A 14,602-nucleotide genomic window follows, 5' to 3' on the forward strand; every position below is an offset into this window, starting at 1 on the left:
TTTCGATTAGTATCCATTTATGAGATATACAGTTTCACTGGTGCAACAATGGATCTGAACGCTGCATTGATTCTAGTGCGGATCGTCGACAAGGGTTCCTTCACGGCGGCCGCCCAGGAGCTGGGCATGACCAAGGCGACGGTGAGCCGGCGCATCGCCGAGCTGGAGCAGCGCCTCGGCGTGCGGCTGCTCTACCGTTCGACCCGTCAGCTCACCCTCACCGAGGCCGGCGAGCAGTACTATCTGCGCTGCAGCAAGGCGGTGGACGAGCTGGCTCAGGCCGAGCTGATGGTGAGCGCCAGCCAGCAGGAGGTGACCGGCACCCTCAAGCTGGCGGTGCCCATCGAAGCGGGGCAGCTGGTGGTGGGCAGGCTGGTGGCGGAGTTTCTGCAGGCCTATCCCGGCCTGCAGGTGGAGCTGGAGCTGACCAATCGCATCGTGGATCCCATCAACGAGGGGCTGGATGCGATCGTGCGGATCGGCGACATGAGCGATTCGAACCTGGCGGCGCGGCGGCTGTGGAGCAACGCCCGCCTGATCTGTGCCAGCCCGGCGTACCTGGCGCGCAGCCCCGCCATCACCCATCCCGAGGATCTGGTGCATCATGAGCGGGTGGCGGTCACCAGCGGCTTTCTGGCGTCGCACTGGTGCTTCGAGCGGGATGACAGAGAGGTGCTGGTTGACCCTCCCTCCCGCTTTCGGGTTAATAATATAACCTGTGCCAGAGAGGCGGCGAAGGCCGGGCTGGGGCTCGCTTCCCTGCCCGCCATGCTCTGCCACGAGGAGCTGGCGAGTGGGACCCTGGTATCCGTGCTGCCCGAGTGGCAGCAGCCCAGGGTGCCGATTTACCTGCTGTTTCCGGAGCGGCGGTTGATGCCGCGAAAATTGCGGGTGTTCATCGACTTCATCGTGGCCAAGGGGGCCGACTACGGCATCGATACCCTGCTGTAGCAGGTCAGAGGCGGTGCCGTGGTCACGGCATCGTGGTTGGATCTTAAGGGGGAAGACATGGATCACTGGATCAATCTGTATCGGGCTTCCCATTCGCTGGAGGCCCATGCCCTGAAAGGGGCGCTGGAAGTTGAGGGGGTGCCGGTGCGGCTCAATGGCGAGGCGCTGTCAGGCGCCCTGGGCGAACTGCCGGTGGACCTGCTGCAGGTGACCCTGATGGTGCGTGAACAGGATCGCAGCAAGGCGGGGCGGGTCATCGAACGCTATCAGCAGCGCCAGGGCAACGGCTGGCTGTGTGGTCAATGCGGGGAGGAGAACGGCGCCAACTTCGATGTCTGCTGGCGCTGCCACCACGATCCCCACGAAAATTAATCGCTCGCCCTGCCTCAGCGCAGGGTGAAGTCGATGTCCTCGCCCGCGCTGGCGTCGTGATAGGTCGCTAGATCCAGCTCCCGCTCGCTGCGGGCAATCAACACGGATACCAGAATATCGCCGGAGACGTTGACCGTGGTGCGCGCCATGTCGAGGATCCGGTCGATCCCGGCGATCAGCGCCACCCCTTCCAGCGGCAGTCCCACAGCAGTCAGCGTCAGTGTCAGCAGCATCAGGCCGGTACCCGGCGTGCCCGCCGTGCCGATGCTGGCCAGAGTCGCGATGCTGATGATGGTCAGGTAATCCACCATGTGCAGATCCACCCCGAAGGCCTGGGCCACGAAAAGAGCCGTTACCCCCTGATAGAGCGCGGTGCCGTCCATGTTGATGGTGGCGCCGATGGGCAGTACCTTGGCGGTGATGGCGGGAGAGACCCCGAGCCGGCGCTCGGCGCAGGCCAGGCTGATAGGCAGGGTGCTGTTGCTGGAGCTGCTGGTGAAGGCCACCGCCTGGGCGTCGACGATGCTCTTGAAGTAGTGCAGCGGATTGAGGCGGGCCAGCAGGATCAGCAGGCTGCTGTAGACGCCGAGCACGTGCAGCAGGCAGCCGAGGTAGACGGCGCCGATCACCTTGAGCAGCGGCAGCAGCAGGCTCATGCCGTACTTGCTGGTCATCCAGGCCATCAGGGCGCAGACGCCGTAAGGGGCCAGTGCCATCACCATCTGGGTCAGCTTGAACATCCCCTCCGCCAGCGAGGTGAAGAACAGGATGGCGGGGCGACCGCGCCGACCGGTGGCGTTGAGGGCGAGGGCTAGGGCCACCGCGAACACGATCACTTGCAGGATCTTGCCGTCCACCATGGCCTGCACCGGGTTGCGCGGCACCAGGTGGCTCAGCACGCTGGCCAGGGTGGGGGATTCCGCCATGCCGACCCGCTCATAGGGCCCCATGTTGGCGCCCATGCCGGGCTCCAGCAGCCAGCCCATCATCAGGCCGATACAGATGGCGACCGCTGTGGAGCAGAGGTAGAGGCCGATGGCCTTGCCGGCGATCCGATCGAGGGTCTTGCCTTTGAGCAGCGAGGTGAGGCCGGCGATGACCGAGCAGAAGATGAGAGGCACCATCAGCATCTGGATGGTGTTGACGAACAATACGCCGATGGGCTTGAGCAGTAACGCCTGCTCGCTGAAACCGGCGCCGAGCCCGATCCCCGTCAGCATGCCGAGCAGGGTCTTCAACCATAGCGGGCGGCGGGTCCAGATCCGCCAGGGCTTGAAAGCCAGTCCATGGAACAGCATGACGCCAATGTCCTTATATTCGGTCTGCGGTGGCAAAAAGGGGCGTTAGTGTAGCCATCCCCTGCTCAGGTTGCCACATTATCGACAAAGCCGCGGCCATCACCAGTACGGACGCAGGGAAATCGGCAATTTGTTGGCCTATATCAAGGTCGTCGGCAGTGGGGCAGGATTTAATAGGCATCAAATATGTCTATTAAAGAGGTTTGCAATGACTCAATCGGTACATGGTCACGAAGTGATGGAGATGATGCTGGCGCAAGGCGGCCAGTTTACCCGGGCCAGCCTCAAGCAGGCCATTGACGAGCGCTTCGGTGCCGATGCCCGTTTCCATACCTGCAGCGCCAGCGAGATGGATGCCGAGGCCCTGATCGACTTCCTGGCCAAGCGCGGCAAGTGCATCGAATCGGAGCAGGGTTTCCAGACTCATGTCGACAAGATCTGCAACCACGGCTGATCCCCGCCGGCGAGCGCCCGCCGCGCTCGCCGAATCCCGCCGCCTTTGTTATATTTCGCCCTCTTTCCCCCTCCTTTTGTTGAAGGCTTAGCCTGGGCGTTGTATGGACACTTTCTCCGCTGCCGTCATGTTGTTTCTGATCATGGATCCGCTGGGCAACCTACCGGTCTTCCTGTCGATCCTGCGTCATATCGATCCCAAGCGACGCCGCAAGGTGATGATGCGGGAGCTGCTGTTTTCACTGGTGATCATGATGGCCTTCCTGTTCGTCGGCCAGCAGATCCTCAATTTCCTCAACCTGCGGCAGGAGGCGGTCAGCATCGCCGGCGGCATTATCCTGTTCCTTATCGCCATCAAGATGATCTTCCCGAGTGAGGGCGGGGTAACCGGGCTGGCTGCGGGTGAGGAGCCCTTCCTGGTGCCCATGGCCATCCCCATGATTGCCGGCCCCTCGATCCTGGCGTCCTTGCTGCTGCTGGCCAACCAGGAGCCGACCCGGATGGCGGACTGGTCGCTGGCGCTGTTGATGGCCTGGGGCGCCAGCGCGGTGATCCTGATGTTCTACGAGGTATTCAACAAGCTGCTGGGTGAGCGAGGACTCACCGCGGTGGAGCGTCTGATGGGCATGCTGCTGGTGATGATCTCGGTGCAGATGCTGCTCGACGGGGTGCATCACTACCTGGCGGTAACCGGTCAGAACTGACTGGCCGGCATGCCAACAGAAAAGCCACGGGGCTCGACGAGCCCCGTTTTTTTGCCTGTGATCCGGCGTGGTGACAGTTAGGGTCTTTCGGCCCGGTACTGATATCAGGACGATTTGGCAGCAGTGGGCTCCAGCTTGCCCATGATGAGGGCCAGCAGGGTTTCCCGCAGCCAGCGGTGGCCAGGATCTTCCTCATGGCGCTGATGCCAGATCAGCAGGTGGGAGATGCTGTCGAGGGCGATGGGCAGCGGCAGCGGCACCAGCGGATAGACCTGGGTGGCGTGGCGGGCGTAGAGCCGGGAGAGGGTCACTATCATGTCCGAATGCATGCCCATCCGCAGCGCCGCCTCGAAGGAGGGCACGGTCGCTTCGATGCGGCGATAGAGATCCTGCTCCGCCAGCTTGTGATCCAGCATCCAGCGATCGCGCCCTTCGCAATAGGTCTGCACGTGGGGATAGGCCAGGTAGCGGGCGAGATCCCACTCGGGTTCGTGCAGGGCAGGGTGGTCGTGCTGCACCAGGCAGGTCAGATCGTCGATGGCGAGCAGCCGCTGGCAGATGGCGTTGGGCAGGGTGTCGAGCCGAAAGTCCGAGTTGATGCAGTTCTCCCGCACCGTGAAGGCGATGTCCACCTGGCCCTGGCTCATCTCGGTCAGGCTGTTCTCGGTCCACTCCTCGTAGCGCAGCCGGATGCCGGGAGCCTGCCGTTTCAGCTCGCTCAGGTAGAGCGGGGCGAACAGGGTGAAGGCGCTGTCCATACTGGCGATGACGAACTCCCGCTCGGTGGTGGTCGGGTCAAAATCCGGTGGCTGGATCAGGTTGTCGAGCGACAGCAGGATGGGCTGCAGTTGCTGCTGCAGGCTGAGAGCGCGGGCGGTGGGTTCCAGCCCGTAGGCCGAGCGCACGAACAGGGGGTCGTCAAAGGTTTCCCGCAGCCGGCCGAGCGCCTTGCTGACGGCAGACTGGCTCAGGTGCAGCCGACGGGCCGCCCGGCTGCCGTTCCGCTCTTCCAGCAATACTTGCAGGATAATCAATAGATTGAGGTCGATGCGCCCCAGCTGTTCCAGCAACATGATATGAATCCTCTTCAATTCTTAGATGAATTTATACCATTTGTTTTCATATCTAGGCGAACTTATGCTCGAAACGTCTCTCGCCTTCAATGGCGGCTGGTACAGGATGTAGTGGTTGAGGGGACAAGTAGCATCAAGCAATACGGCGACCCAGGGTCGCCGTATTTTTTGGTGATTTATTTGCAAACTTGCGCCTGTCTTGATTTTGCCCAACAATCTTTGCGCCTTCTTTTGATACAAACAATCGGTATCTATCAGTCAGGAGTATCCCTATGGGACTCGGTGGAATTCATATCTGGCATTTGTTGATCCTGCTCGTCGTCGTGGTCGTGGTGTTTGGCAGCAAACGCCTGGCTGGCGCCGGGGAAGATCTGGGCACCGCCATCAGGGATTTTCGTAAAGCCTTGCGTGACGATGAATCACAGCCGAAATAAGTGGGAGTTGAATGATGTCCGTAGAAGAGAAAGTGGAATTGAACGAGACCTGTGACAGCTGCGGCTGTTTCGCCGAAATTGGTACCATCATTGGCGAAGGTGACGATGTGATGGAACTGGTGATCGAGGCCGCAGCAGAAGCCGACGCTCGTGCCAAGCTGGCTGCCTACGAGGCGCTGGCCAAGCAGGTTACTGCCGAAGCCAAAAGCAGCAGCGAACTGAGTCAAGGCCCCAACGGCGTGATCCTGAAAGCCCGCCTGCAATTCACCTGCACCGCCGAAAAACTCATTTTCGAGATGCGTGCCCGCTCTATCTGAGCCTGCTGATGACACGGCAGGCTTGCCTGCCGTGTTGACCCTTCTGCTGTGGGTCCGCGTTCTATAGTTAGTTATCCCACAGACGGTTTTGCCCGACGCGAGTCGGCCAACAGAAGGCGATCTCATCATGGTTCAGCGTTGGCTCTTCGCCATTTTCCCCACCTTTGTTCGCCACCCGTTTGACGGAGGCCTGCTAGCTGCGAAGCAACCGCAGGCGCTTGCATCATGAGGCTGCGTTGGTTCTGGGGCTTGCTCGCTCTGTGTGCACTGCCGCTGCTGGCGGCGGATCTCAAGCCGCAACGGCTGCCTCAGCCCGGGGATCTCGCCAGCATATTGCAAAAAAAAGAGCTCAGGGCCCTGGTGGTCTATGAGCGGGGTTTCTTCTTCTTCGACAAGGGAGCCCAGCACGGCATCCTGGTCAACCAGCTGCAGGGGTTTGAGCGCTGGCTGAATCAGACCTATCTGGCCAAGGAGAAGATCAAGCTCAAGATCATCTACATCCCGGTGCGCCAGGACAAGCTGCTGGACTATCTCACCGAAGGGCGGGGGGATCTGGTGGCCGCCAACATGACGGTGACGCCGACCCGGCGCGAACAGGTGACCTTCTCCAACCCGGTGATCGCCCCCATCGAAGAGTGGGTGGTGAGCCAGCACAGCCTGCCGACCTTCAACCGCATTACCCAGCTCTCCGGCCGGCGAGTCTGGGTGCGGGCCAGTTCCAGCTATTACGAGAGCCTGCGTCAGCTCAACTGGCTGTTTCGCGAGCTGGGGCTGCCGCCCATCTATATCGAGACGGTGCCTGAATATCTGCAGGACGGGGATCTGCTGGAGATGGTGGCGGCCGGCATCATACCGCTCACCGTGACCGACAGCTTCAAGGGGCGGATCTGGCTCGGCATGATCAGCGGGCTGCGGGCCCACAAGTTGATCCCGCTGCGGGACAATGGCCGCAGTGCCTGGGCCCTGCGCAACAACAGTCCCGAACTGCTCAAGGCGGTCAACGACTATCTGGCCGATGCCGGCAAGCGTACCCTTTACAGCGACATGGCTCTACGGCGTCTGCTGGCGCGCAACGACCAGATGAGCAACATACTGGCGCCGGATCCGCTGGGCAGGCTGTCGACCATCCGCAAGGTGCTGGAGCAGCAGGCCGACAAGCACCGACTGGACTGGCTGATGCTGGCGGCGCTGGCCTACAAGGAGTCGGGGCTCAATGCCAATATCCGTTCCGAACGGGGGGCGGTGGGGATTATGCAGCTGTTGCCGAGCACCGGTGGCGAGGTGGGCATTCGCGGAGCCCGGCTTGCCAGCCTGGAGGGCAATGTGGAGGCGGCTTGCCGCTATATGCGGTTGATCCTCGACACCTATTTCAATGATCCCAAGCTGGATGTGCTCAACCGCCATCTGTTTGCGCTGGCGGCCTACAATGCCGGCCCTAACCGGGTGCAGGCGCTCAGGGCCAAGGCCGAGGCCGCCGGGCTGGATCCCAATGTCTGGTTCGGCAACGTGGAGCAGCTGGTGGCCAATGAGGTGGGGCAGGGGCCCATCAACTATGTGAGCACCATCTACAAGTACTATGTGGCCTACCGTTTCAGCCTGCCCCAGCTGGAAGGCAAGGCGGCTGCCATCGAGGCGGTGGCCCAGCCCTGACGTCCTGCTAGTGCGGTTGGTTGGGCGGGGCGAAGGGCTGCCAGGCCTGGTCCCGATGCTGCAGATACCAGGGGGCCAGCTGGCCGCTCGGCGAGGGATCCGGCTCACTGGCCTGCGGTCTGTGACTGATGGCGGGGCGATCCGTGAGTTCCATGGTAAATTCCTTCATCCTGTTGCTACGAGGCCCTTAGCCAGCGTTATGCCATTTCCTCATGACAGGCGGATGACGCCATGATCCCCGCTGAATTCGCCCTGATAGACCAGCCCGAGCTGGCACTCAAACTGCGCTGCCAGCTGATCCGCGGCGCTAGAAGCCGGATCCAGGCCCAGTACTACAGCTGGGAGGAGGACAGCAGCGGCAAGCTGTTGCTGGCGGAGCTGCTGCATGCCGCCCGGCGCGGAGTGCGGGTGCAGCTGCTCATCGATGACCTCTATGCAGGCGACAACCGTTTCCTGGAGATGGTGGCCCACCAGCCGGGCATCGAGGTGCGCCTGTTCAATCCCTTCTGGCTGCGCGGCTGGCGACCGCTGACCCTGCTGCTGGAAGGGCTGCTCAGCTTTCGCCGCATCAATCACCGCATGCACAACAAGCTGTTGCTGGTGGATGGCAGCCAGGCGGTGATCGGCGGTCGCAACATCGGGGATCGTTACTTCGGGCTCGGTGGGGCGCCCCAGTTCGTCGATCTGGATCTCGCCTGCCGCGGCCCGCTTTGCCAGCAGGCCGAGCAGGGTTTCGATCAATTCTGGCGCAGCCGCTGGAGCCACCCGATCCGCCGTCTGTTGAGGCGCCCGTTGCAACGGGCCGAGGTACAGGTGGTGAACGACTTTCTGCTGACCATGAACGAGCCGCAGGTGGCGGCCGTCTACGACCTGCCTGCCAGCCTGTTCGATCCCGAACCCGTTCCCCTGCGCTGGCATGCCGGAGAGGCAGAAGTGTGGTTTGATCGACCCGGCAAGGGGCTGGTGTCTCGACCCACCACCGCACGCCTGCTTTGGCGCAAGCTGGCCGACACCCAAGGCACGCTGAGTCTGGTCACCCCTTATCTCATCCTGACCAGGGGGTTGCGCCGCCGGCTCAGACAGCAGCGGCAGGCGGGGGTGAACATTGACATCCTGACCAACTCCCTGGCCAGCACGGATGTGCCGCTGGTGTACGGCGCCTATCGCCGTCACCGTCCCTGGCTGATACGGCAGGGCATCGCGCTGTCGGAGCTGGAGGGGGAGTCGCTCAGTCTGCACGCCAAGCTGATCTTGGTGGGGGAGGAAGAGGCGCTGCTCGGCAGCTTCAATCTGGATCCGCGCTCTCTGCTGCTCAATACCGAGCTGGTGCTGCATCTGGCCTGTCCTGCGCTGTGCGCCGAGTTGCAGCAGTGGCTGGCGACCTGGCAGCAACGCTCTTCCCACTCGGTGGCGGCCCCGCCCTCCACCCTGCGCCGCCTGCTGGCCAGGGCCAGTGACTGGTTGCCGCTGCAGCGCTGGTTGTGAGCGGGCCGAGCGTGTGCGAGATCTCGCAAAGCCTTGTGCGCCTTCGAGGATAACGTTTGCCATCCTATGGCGATGAACTGGTTTATCGTATTGTTTTTAATCGGATTGTTTTCTGACTGAAGTTCCATGAAGGGTTGCTGCTTGCATACATGGGCGCATAAAACGGTTTTTTATTTTATTTATCTGCGTAATATTTCAACTGCAAGGACAACACGGTGGCTTGCCGCCGTGCGGAAGAGGGTCGTGAAGGGAACTGGCCGACTGGATTGCTCCAGCAGGCACCTGCTTCAGATGGGTAGCGGAAACTCAGGAAACAGGGGCAGCACCCGACGGGACCGGATTCCAATATGGAACATGCTATTTGCGAGGGGGTGACATGCGAGTGTCACCCCATTTTTTATGGCTTGCTGGCTGCGCCGCGCCCAGAAAAAGACCGCCGATTGGCGGTCTTTTTCTTTGTTCTGCCCGACATTCCAGGGTCAGGCGATGCCTGCCAGCAGTCGGCTCCAGTTGCGTTTGGCGGCGATGAAGGCATCGTGCAGGTTGCGATACTCCAGCTGCAGCTTCAGTTGGTCGTAGCGGGCCAGCGCCTTGCGCTTGCGCTGCTCCAGCAGACGTTTGCGGCTGGCGTAGTAGTGCTGCAACTGCTGGTTAAGCTTGTCGTACTCCTCCTGCAGCAGTGCCTGCCACAGCTCCCGGTCATCCTGCTTGCGCAGCTTGGCCTGGGCCCGTTTCAGCTGCATCTCCAGCCTGGCCTGCTCGATCCGCTCTTCCGGACAGGCGCGCAGATCCCGGGTCAGCCCGCACCAGGAGGCGCTGCGGATCAGCCATTTGGTGGGATCGAATTGCCACCAATGGATGCCGTTGCGGTAGTCGTTCTCGAACAGGTGGTGGAAGTTGTGGTAACCCTCGCCGAAGGTGAAGAAGGCCAGGATGCCGTTGTCCCGTGCGCTGTTGCGGTCGGTGAAGGGCTGGCTGCCCCAGATGTGGGCCAGCGAGTTGATGAAGAAGGTGGTGTGATGAGTCATCACCATGCGCAGCACCCCGGCCAGCAGCAACATGCCGAGCAGATCGCCATGGATGAGCCCCAGCAGCAGCGGGATGCCGATGTTGGTAGCCAAGGTCAGCGCCAGATAGTGCTTGTGCTGGAAAACGACGATGGGATTGTTCTGCAGATCCCGCACGTTGCTGTAGTCGTGATAGGTGTCGCCCTGGTATTCACGCAGCATCCAGCCGATGTGGGAGTACCAGAAACCACGTCCCGCACTGTAGGGATCCTGCTGGTTGTCATCCACGTGGCGATGGTGGCGGCGATGGTCGGAAGACCAGTGCAGGGCCGAGTTTTGCAGGGCGAGGGCACCGCCGATGGCGAAGATCCACTGCAGGATCGGGTGTGCCTTGTAGGCCTTGTGGGACCAGAGCCGGTGGTAGCCGGCGGTGATGGAGATGCCGCAATAGCAGAACAGCAGCAGGAAGCTGCCCCACTGCCAGAGGTCATAGCCATGGGTCATGCCGTACCAGGGCACGGCGATCAGTGCGGTCAGCCCGGAGAGGGCAAACAGCAGGGTGTTGGTCATGATGATCGGGGGGCGTTCCATCTCACTCGGTTCCTTTCAGCGAACAGCTGTGCGCCATTCTCCATGCAGCCAGAATTCGGGTCAATGGTAAAAAAGTAGGAGACAAACCTGATCCTGGCGCAGCCTTCGGGTTATCATTTGGCCTCGATAACCTGAAGGTGACTGTTTTCGTGGGTATTCGCGCGCAACAAAAAGAAAAAACCCGGCGTACTCTGATCGAGGCGGCGTTCAGCCAACTGTGCGCCAACCGCAGTTTTTCCAACCTCAGCCTGCGGGAAGTGGCGCGGGAGGCCGGCATCGCGCCCACCTCCTTCTATCGTCACTTTCGCGACATGGAGGAGCTGGGCCTGACCCTGGTGGATGAAGGCGGCCTGACCCTGCGTCAGCTGATGCGTCAGGCGCGCCAGCGCATCGCCGGGGGCGGCAGCGTCATCAGCACCTCGGTGCAGACCTTCATGGAGTTCGTCGAGAACAATCCGAACATCTTCCGGCTGCTGCTGCGCGAGCGCTCCGGCACCTCGGCGGCATTCCGGCAGGCGGTGGCGCGGGAGATCCAGCACTTCATCGCCGAGCTGACCGATTACCTCGAGGCCACCACGGGGGCGCCGCGGGAAGAGGCCTACATCCAGGCCGAAGCCATGGTGACCATCGTCTTCAGCGCCGGTGCCGATGCCCTCGACATGACCAGCGAGGAGTGCCGGGCACTGTCCGATCGCACCATCCGTCAGCTGCGCATGATCGCCATGGGCGCCGAGGTCCAGAACCAGAAGCGCCGTGAACCTCTCTCTTAAGTCAAAGGATGGACAGCTCCATGCATGATCAGAACCCGATCCCGAAGAAACCCCTGCTGCTGGCCCTGCTGATCGGCATCTGTGGTGATGCCTCTCTGACGGTCTTGTCGGAGTCGGCCGTGCCCTTCTCCTTCTTCCCGATGATCGCCCTGGTGCTGGCTGCCTATCAGCTCTACCAGCACTACCGTCATGTCTCGCTGGAGGGCAACACACCCGTTTGCATGCTGCTCTGCTTCTTCATCGGCGTGTTCGGCCACTCGGCACTGGTTAAGGTGCAGTACCCCGAGCTTGGCAGCAACTTCTTCTCGCTCATCATGATGTTGCTGCTGCTGGCCGTGCTCTCCATCAAGCTCGGCATCAGCGTGGGGAAAAAAGAGAAGGAGTGACCAGCACTCCTTCCAGAACCACCATGACAGAGCCGGGATTACCCGGCTTTGTTGTCTGTGCCGCGCTGTTTGGCATCGACGATGGCCTGCAGCCTGGCGCGGATCTCCACCATGCCGAACACCCCGAACACCAGCACCTGGGTGAACTCGAGCCGGCTCACCGCGAAGTAGGGCTTGCAGGCCGCCTTGACCATGCTGGCCTGCACCCAGTGCATCAGGGCCACGATCACGCCGCACACCGGCAGAAAGCCGTTGAGCTTGCCCGGCAGCGGGGCGATCAGGCTGACCAGCACGCCGAACCAGAAGAACAGGATCAGGCCCATCGCCAACAGATTAAACACCCGCTTCATCGTTTACCTCCCGCAGATAGAGTTGATAGCAGACCTGATTTGATCGGCCTGCTTGTCCTTGAGCCGTTGTCCAGATTGACGGGGAGGGGCACCGCGCCCATCTCCCCCTTTAAACTGCAGCGTCATGCTTGGTGTCTCGCAGATAGAGCTGATAGCAGACCTGGCCTGCCTGTTTGTCCTTGAGTAGTTGCCAGCTGGCCGGCAGCGGCAGATCGGCCATCTCCTTCTCCCGCTCCAGATAGATGAGGGCATCCGGTGCCAGCCAGCCGCGTTGCTCCAGCAGCTCGCACACCTGAGGCAGCAGCTCACGGCGAAAGGGGGGATCGAGAAACACCAGATCGAACGGCGTGGCAGGTCCCTGCAGCCAGCTGACGGCATCGGACTGGATCACCTGGCCCTGGTTGCTGCCGAGGGTGGTCAAGTTCTTCTTGATCTGGTCGGCGGCACCCTTGTCCATCTCGATCAGGGTGACCTGCTCGGCATAGCGCGACAGCGCCTCCAGCCCCAGGCCGCCGCTGCCGGCAAACAGATCCAGACAGCGCGTACCACGGACATGCGGAGCCAGCCAGTTGAAGATGGTCTCCTTGACGCGATCCGTGGTGGGTCTGAGTCCCTCCACATCCCTGACCGGCAGTTTGCGGCCTCGCCACTGGCCGCTGATGATTCTTACAAAGCCCGATTTCCCCTGCGGGGCAGGGCTCTTGCTCGGGCCGTTACGGCTGGATTTCACTCTGGGCATCGCGTTTCGTCGTCAGAAAATAAAGTGGTAGTATAAGGCGGTTCATTTTTATGCCGACCCGCCGAGGGACGGCTATCTTAGCAGTCAGCCTTTGATGTGAGTATTTTTAGATGGCAAAAGGTTTGTTTTCCTGGCTGGGTTTCGGCCGCAAGAAAGAAGAGGCTGAGGCTGTCCAACCACAGACACCGCAAGCCACACCGATTACCGCTGAGCCCGAGGTGGCTGCTGCCCCTGCTCCCGTTTCCGATCCTACGCCTGCCGTGGCGGCTGAAGTGCCCGCCAGCGCACAGAATTCCGTTTTGCACGACGATTGCTGCCCGCCAACCGAGCTGGACGACCATGGTCCGCTGGTGGTGGAGGAGTGTGCCTCCGATCTGGAGCCGGTGATCGTCAATGAAGCCCTGCTGGCCGAAGAGGAGCGTGCCGCTGCCGAAGCGCAGGCTCAAGAGGCTGCCCGTGTTGCTGCCGAGCTCAAGGCAGCCGAAGAAGCTCGTCTTGCTGCTGAGGCCCGCGCCGTAGAAAAGGCGCGTATTGCCGCCGAGGCCCGTGCCGCAGAAGAGGCTCGCATTGCCGCCGAGGCCCGTGCCGCAGAAGAGGCCCGTATTGCTGCCGAGGCTCGCGCTGCAGAAGAGACCCGTATTACCGCCGAAGCTCGCGCCGCAGAAGAAGCTCGTGTTGCTGCCGAGGCTCGCCTTGCCGCCGAGGTCCGCGCTGCAGAAGAGGCTCGCATTGCTGCTGAAGCCCGTGCCGCGGAAGAGGCTCGCATTGCCGCCGAGGCTCGCGCTGCAGAAGAGGCTCGTGTTGCTGCCGAAGCCCGTGCTGTAGAAGAGGCCCGCATTGCTGCCGAAGCCCGCGCTGCGGAAGAGGCGCGTATTGCTGCTGAAGCCCGCGCTGCGGAAGAGGCTCGCATTGTTGCTGAAGCCCGCGCCGCAGAAGAAGCTCGCATTGCTGCCGAAGCGCAGGCTGCCGAGGAGGCCCGTCTCGCCAAAGAGGCCCAGCGAGCGGAAGATCTGCGCCTGGTCGCCGAGATGGAGGCTGAGGCCGCTGCCCTGGCCGCCAAGGTGGACGACGACACCCAGGAGAAGCCGCAGCGGGAGGGCTTCTTTGCCCGCCTCAAGCGCAGTCTGGTGCGCACCAAGGAGAATATCGGTTCCGGTTTCTTCGGCCTGTTCCGTGGCAAGAAGATCGACGACGAGCTGTTCGAGGAGCTGGAGACCCAACTGCTGACAGCCGATCTCGGCGTCGATACTACCAGCCGCATTATCGAAGGGTTGGTGCAGCATGCGGATCGCAAGCAGCTCAAGGATGCCGAGGCGCTCTACGGCCTGCTCAAGCAGGACATGGGCGAGATGCTAGCCAAGGTCGAGCAGCCGCTGGTGATCGACACCAGCAAGAAGCCCTACGTCATCCTGATGGTGGGCGTGAACGGCGTCGGCAAGACAACCACCATCGGCAAGCTGGCCAAGCAGTTCCAGGCCGAGGGCAAGAGCGTGATGCTGGCCGCCGGCGATACCTTCCGTGCCGCCGCCGTCGAGCAACTGCAGGTGTGGGGCCAGCGCAACAATATCCCGGTGATCGCCCAGCACACCGGCGCCGACTCCGCCTCCGTCATCTATGACGCCATCGAGGCTGCCCGCTCCCGCGGCGCTGACGTATTGATCGCCGACACTGCCGGCCGCCTGCAGAACAAGAGCAACCTGATGGAAGAGCTCAAGAAGGTGGTGCGGGTGATGAAGAAGCTGGACGATGCGGCGCCCCACGAGATCATGCTGACTCTGGACGCCGGCACCGGCCAGAACGCCCTGAGCCAGGCCAAGCTGTTCAGCGAGGCGGTGGGCCTGACCGGCATCACCCTTACCAAGCTGGACGGCACCGCCAAGGGCGGCGTCATCTTCGCGGTGGCTGACAAGTTCCAGATCCCGATCCGCTACATCGGGGTGGGCGAGGGGATCGACGATCTGCGTCCGTTCGTCGCCAACGACTTCATCGAGGCGCTTTTCAGTCGCGAGGAGTGATCTCCTT

General features: G+C 61.9%; 17 protein-coding genes. 11 read left to right on the forward strand and 6 right to left on the reverse strand.

The genetic code is table 11. The features are described from left to right. The first annotated feature begins 48 nt into the window (after nucleotides 1-48). Both AACQ43_RS16035 and AACQ43_RS16040 read left to right on the forward strand, forming a co-directional pair. Complete coding sequence (locus tag AACQ43_RS16035) at nucleotides 49-951, forward strand: LysR family transcriptional regulator (RefSeq protein WP_024946229.1); 903 nt, start codon at nucleotides 49-51, stop codon at nucleotides 949-951. A gap of 57 nt (nucleotides 952-1,008) precedes the next feature. Continuing rightward, nucleotides 1,009-1,323, forward strand: a complete 315-nt coding sequence (locus tag AACQ43_RS16040; RefSeq protein ID WP_011704337.1) for a putative signal transducing protein — start codon at nucleotides 1,009-1,011, stop codon at nucleotides 1,321-1,323. A 14-nt stretch (nucleotides 1,324-1,337) separates the two neighbouring features. Here AACQ43_RS16040 and AACQ43_RS16045 read toward each other — a convergent pair whose 3' ends face one another. Further along, nucleotides 1,338-2,621, reverse strand: coding sequence for a dicarboxylate/amino acid:cation symporter (locus AACQ43_RS16045; protein ID WP_168967867.1), 1,284 nt, complete (start codon nucleotides 2,619-2,621; stop codon nucleotides 1,338-1,340). A gap of 208 nt (nucleotides 2,622-2,829) precedes the next feature. On the opposite strand from AACQ43_RS16045, the gene AACQ43_RS16050 reads away from it, so the two are divergent. Both AACQ43_RS16050 and AACQ43_RS16055 read left to right on the forward strand, forming a co-directional pair. Beyond that, on the forward strand, nucleotides 2,830-3,075 hold the full coding sequence (locus AACQ43_RS16050) for a YecH family metal-binding protein (protein ID WP_168967868.1): 246 nt from the start codon (nucleotides 2,830-2,832) through the stop codon (nucleotides 3,073-3,075). A gap of 103 nt (nucleotides 3,076-3,178) precedes the next feature. Beyond that, nucleotides 3,179-3,778, forward strand: a complete 600-nt coding sequence (locus AACQ43_RS16055) for a YhgN family NAAT transporter (RefSeq protein ID WP_010635400.1) — start codon at nucleotides 3,179-3,181, stop codon at nucleotides 3,776-3,778. A 104-nt stretch (nucleotides 3,779-3,882) separates the two neighbouring features. Here the strand turns inward: AACQ43_RS16055 and AACQ43_RS16060 are convergent, their stop codons facing one another. Next, nucleotides 3,883-4,851, reverse strand: coding sequence for a LysR family transcriptional regulator (locus AACQ43_RS16060; protein ID WP_168967869.1), 969 nt, complete (start codon nucleotides 4,849-4,851; stop codon nucleotides 3,883-3,885). A 272-nt stretch (nucleotides 4,852-5,123) separates the two neighbouring features. Between AACQ43_RS16060 and tatA the strand changes: the two genes are divergently transcribed. From tatA to AACQ43_RS16075, 3 genes are all read left to right on the forward strand, one after another. After that, nucleotides 5,124-5,285, forward strand: coding sequence for a twin-arginine translocase TatA/TatE family subunit (gene tatA, locus AACQ43_RS16065; protein ID WP_005308036.1), 162 nt, complete (start codon nucleotides 5,124-5,126; stop codon nucleotides 5,283-5,285). A gap of 14 nt (nucleotides 5,286-5,299) precedes the next feature. Next, nucleotides 5,300-5,602 carry a DUF406 family protein gene (locus AACQ43_RS16070; RefSeq protein WP_076361706.1) on the forward strand — a complete coding sequence of 101 codons (303 nt, stop codon included), beginning with the start codon at nucleotides 5,300-5,302 and terminating at the stop codon, nucleotides 5,600-5,602. A 225-nt stretch (nucleotides 5,603-5,827) separates the two neighbouring features. After that, nucleotides 5,828-7,252, forward strand: coding sequence for a lytic transglycosylase F (locus AACQ43_RS16075; protein WP_168967870.1), 1,425 nt, complete (start codon nucleotides 5,828-5,830; stop codon nucleotides 7,250-7,252). A 7-nt stretch (nucleotides 7,253-7,259) separates the two neighbouring features. On the opposite strand, the gene AACQ43_RS16080 is transcribed toward AACQ43_RS16075, so the two are convergent. Further along, entirely contained in the window at nucleotides 7,260-7,406 is a 147-nt protein-coding gene (locus AACQ43_RS16080) for a hypothetical protein (protein ID WP_168967871.1), read from the reverse strand. Between the two features lie 77 nt (nucleotides 7,407-7,483). Here AACQ43_RS16080 and AACQ43_RS16085 point away from each other — a divergent pair, with 77 nt between their 5' ends. Further along, a complete protein-coding gene (locus AACQ43_RS16085) occupies nucleotides 7,484-8,737 on the forward strand; it encodes a phospholipase D family protein (RefSeq protein ID WP_168967872.1) in 1,254 nt (417 codons plus the stop codon). A 479-nt stretch (nucleotides 8,738-9,216) separates the two neighbouring features. On the opposite strand, the gene AACQ43_RS16090 is transcribed toward AACQ43_RS16085, so the two are convergent. After that, a complete protein-coding gene (locus tag AACQ43_RS16090) occupies nucleotides 9,217-10,335 on the reverse strand; it encodes a fatty acid desaturase (RefSeq protein WP_039212848.1) in 1,119 nt (372 codons plus the stop codon). 149 nt (nucleotides 10,336-10,484) lie between these two features. On the opposite strand from AACQ43_RS16090, the gene fabR reads away from it, so the two are divergent. Beyond that, on the forward strand, nucleotides 10,485-11,105 hold the full coding sequence (gene fabR, locus AACQ43_RS16095) for an HTH-type transcriptional repressor FabR (RefSeq protein WP_005308043.1): 621 nt from the start codon (nucleotides 10,485-10,487) through the stop codon (nucleotides 11,103-11,105). Between the two features lie 20 nt (nucleotides 11,106-11,125). Then, nucleotides 11,126-11,491 carry a YijD family membrane protein gene (locus AACQ43_RS16100; protein WP_118882083.1) on the forward strand — a complete coding sequence of 122 codons (366 nt, stop codon included), beginning with the start codon at nucleotides 11,126-11,128 and terminating at the stop codon, nucleotides 11,489-11,491. A gap of 38 nt (nucleotides 11,492-11,529) precedes the next feature. Here the strand turns inward: AACQ43_RS16100 and AACQ43_RS16105 are convergent, their stop codons facing one another. Together AACQ43_RS16105 and rsmD are read right to left on the reverse strand one after the other, a co-directional pair. Next, nucleotides 11,530-11,841: a DUF1145 domain-containing protein gene (locus AACQ43_RS16105; protein WP_016349137.1), complete on the reverse strand. Its 312-nt coding sequence runs from the start codon at nucleotides 11,839-11,841 to the stop codon at nucleotides 11,530-11,532. Between the two features lie 109 nt (nucleotides 11,842-11,950). Beyond that, nucleotides 11,951-12,580 carry a 16S rRNA (guanine(966)-N(2))-methyltransferase RsmD gene (gene rsmD, locus AACQ43_RS16110; RefSeq protein ID WP_029301762.1) on the reverse strand — a complete coding sequence of 210 codons (630 nt, stop codon included), beginning with the start codon at nucleotides 12,578-12,580 and terminating at the stop codon, nucleotides 11,951-11,953. A gap of 110 nt (nucleotides 12,581-12,690) precedes the next feature. On the opposite strand from rsmD, the gene ftsY reads away from it, so the two are divergent. Continuing rightward, complete coding sequence (gene ftsY, locus AACQ43_RS16115; RefSeq protein WP_168967873.1) at nucleotides 12,691-14,595, forward strand: signal recognition particle-docking protein FtsY; 1,905 nt, start codon at nucleotides 12,691-12,693, stop codon at nucleotides 14,593-14,595. The last annotated feature ends 7 nt before the right edge of the window (nucleotides 14,596-14,602 follow it).

Origin of the sequence: Aeromonas sp. DNRA1 (genome assembly GCF_963888745.1) — a bacterium.
Classification (GTDB): domain Bacteria; phylum Pseudomonadota; class Gammaproteobacteria; order Enterobacterales; family Aeromonadaceae; genus Aeromonas; species Aeromonas hydrophila.